The organism is Streptomyces sp. FH025, from assembly GCF_017427025.1.
Classification (GTDB): domain Bacteria; phylum Actinomycetota; class Actinomycetes; order Streptomycetales; family Streptomycetaceae; genus Kitasatospora.
Window position 1 is genome coordinate 1 of record NZ_JAFLNG010000929.1, and the last position, 2,462, is coordinate 2,462.

At 71.4% G+C, this 2,462-nt stretch carries 3 protein-coding genes; all 3 read left to right on the forward strand.

Annotated features, from left to right (window positions below; all coding sequences use genetic code 11):
- The first annotated feature begins 336 nt into the window (after positions 1-336).
- The gene (locus tag J0670_RS35775) at positions 337-1,521 is read left to right on the forward strand and encodes a serine hydrolase (protein WP_207816784.1); all 1,185 of its coding nucleotides are present in this window, start codon (positions 337-339) and stop codon (positions 1,519-1,521) included.
- An 88-nt stretch (positions 1,522-1,609) separates the two neighbouring features.
- Positions 1,610-1,966, forward strand: a complete 357-nt coding sequence (locus tag J0670_RS35780; protein WP_207816785.1) for a DUF6204 family protein — start codon at positions 1,610-1,612, stop codon at positions 1,964-1,966.
- A gap of 76 nt (positions 1,967-2,042) precedes the next feature.
- A partial coding sequence (locus J0670_RS35785) for a MarR family winged helix-turn-helix transcriptional regulator (RefSeq protein WP_207816792.1) occupies positions 2,043-2,462 on the forward strand: 420 nt, incomplete at its 3' end.

Here is a 2,462-nt window from a genome sequence, read left to right on the forward strand (position 1 = left end):
TCGCGCTGCGGATTCCTCGCGTGAGATCCGCCGATCGGCACATGCGCTGAGGGGGTATGGGCGATCAGTCTTGGAGGCACCGAGACGGCGGCCAACCGGGCCGCCGGGGAAGGGAGCCTCCACCGTGTTCCGTACGTTCCGCATGTCCCTCGCGTTCTACGCGTCCCTCGTGTTCCGCGTGTTCCTCCCCCGGGTCGCTCACGCCGTCGCTACCGCCACGACCATCTCCCCGGCCCGAGCCCTCACAAGTGGAACGCAACTGACCGAACATCACACTCGTGTTCTCCACGGCGGAGCATCCCGTGCCCCGCCCGCACCGCCGACCCTGGAGATCACATGGCCATCACCCGACGCGCCGCCCTCGCCCTCAGTGGACTACTCCTCGCCGCCATACCCACGCCCGCCCTGGCAATCGGCCCGCACCCGGCGAACGGCCCCGATCCGGCCGCCCTGAGCGCCGCAATAGCCGCCCGCCCAGGGGATCCGGCGGCGGGTGTGGTCGCCCGGGTGACGGTCGACGGCCGGGTATGGCGCGGGGCAGCCGAGGACCCGGTGAGCGGGCGACCGGTCGCGCCGAACGCCGCCTTCCGGATCGGCAGCATCAACAAGCCCTTCGTCGCCGCCGTGCTGCTCCAGCTCTCCGCCGAGCACCGGATCGACCTGGACGGCACCGTCCAGCAGTACCTGCCCGACATCGAGCTGACCGATGCCTTCCAGCAGGTCACCGTCCGCCAACTCCTCAACCACACCAGCGGACTGCCGCAAGCCGTGGAGGGCCCGGACGTCACCGACAACGACGGCCTGATCGCCCAGCGCTTCGGGCTCGAACCGCTGGAGGAGGTCGCCCAGAGGACGCTGCACCCGAAGAACGGCCCCAAGCCCAGCCAGGCTTTCCCGCCCGGCACCCGGCAGCAGTACAACAGCTTCAACTACCGGCTGGCGGGCCTGGTCATCGAGCGCGTGACCGGGCACTCGATCAAGGAGGAGGTGACCGCCCGCATCCTGAAACCGCTCGGCCTGCGGCACACCGAGGTTCCCGAGGGGCGGCCCGAGATGCCCGAGCCACACCTGACCGGCTGGTTCCCCAACAATGCCCACATCCCGACGGACGTCTCCGAGCAGGGCGGCAACCCCGAATCCATGGTGTCCACCCCGGCCGACCTGGACCGCTTCCTGCGAGCACTGCTGGACGGTGAACTCCTCGCGCCGCAGCAGATGCAGGACCTGCTCGCCCTGCCACGCGACGCCTCGGGCCGGCCGGTGCCCTACCACGACGCCGGGGACTGCCTGTTCGGCCCGGACAAGGGCAGGGCCTGCTACAGCGCCGGGCTGATGGCCATCCCGCTGCAGGACGGCACCCTGGTGTGGGGCAAGACCGGGCACGACCTCGGCTACTCGGACGGTGTGTTCGCCACCTCCGACCTGAGCAAGCGTCTGGTCTACTCCGTCGGCACCGGCCCCGGCACTTTCGCCCCGGCGCTCCGCCTCGCCGCCACCGTCTTCGGCCCCTTCGCCCGCTGACCGCGTGCTGCCGGGCCCGCCCCACCGGGCCCGGCAACACGGGAATCGCATTGGCGGTTCACCACCTGTCCTGCCTATCGTCTGGAGCATGACCATCCGAACCTTCCGCATCATGGTGCGCGGCGTCTTCGACGGCCTCACCGACGCCCAGCGCGCCGAACTCCTCGCCGCCGCGCCCCAGCACGACGTCCTGCACGCCGCCTTCACCCGCGAGGGCCACCTCAGCTACGACCTCACCGCGCGGGCCGCCTTCACCTTCCGCTTCCTCGACCAGGGCGAGGACGAGGAGGACATCCTGGAGGCCACCGAACGGGCCGAACAGGCGGCACAGGCCTGGCTGACCGAGCACGGCTACGGCTACAAGAACCTCCGCTCCCAGGCCGAGGACCTCTCCCAGGCTCCCCTCGGCAAGCGCCAGCGCCGCGCCGCCAACACCGCTAACTGACCCGACCCCCTCCCCCCTCCGCCACCTCCTTGACGGCTCCGCGTCGACATATACTTGAGCAGTCAAGGAGGTGGCAATGACAGACCCGACGACCAGCCCCACCACACCGCCCGCCGCAGGACCCGACCCGCTGGACACCGCCCTGCGCCTCGTCCGCGCCCAAGCCGCCGTCGTCAAGCGCTTCGACGCGAGCCTCAGTGGCCTGCACGGCGTGAGCCTGTCCGACTTCACCCTGCTGCTGCACCTCTCACAGGCCCCCGGCGGCCGGATGCGCCGGGTCGACCTGGCCGAGGCGCTCGGCCTCACCGCCTCCGGCGTCACCCGCGGTCTCGCCCCGCTGGAGCGGATCGGCCTGGTGACCCGCGAGGCCGCCGCCCGCGACGCCCGGGTCGCGTACGCCGCCCTCACCCCGACCGGCCGCGAACGCCTCGCCGAGATGCTGTACACCGCCCGCCAGGTCGCCGCCGACCTCTTCGCTTCCGACCAGTGGACCAGC

Bases quoted from the DNA above. Each gene is read 5' to 3' on its own strand.
- J0670_RS35780 (WP_207816785.1), top strand. From the start codon at position 1,610: ATGACCATCCGAACCTTCCGCATCATGGTGCGCGGCGTCTTCGACGGC.
- J0670_RS35775 (WP_207816784.1), top strand. From the start codon at position 337: ATGGCCATCACCCGACGCGCCGCCCTCGCCCTCAGTGGACTACTCCTC.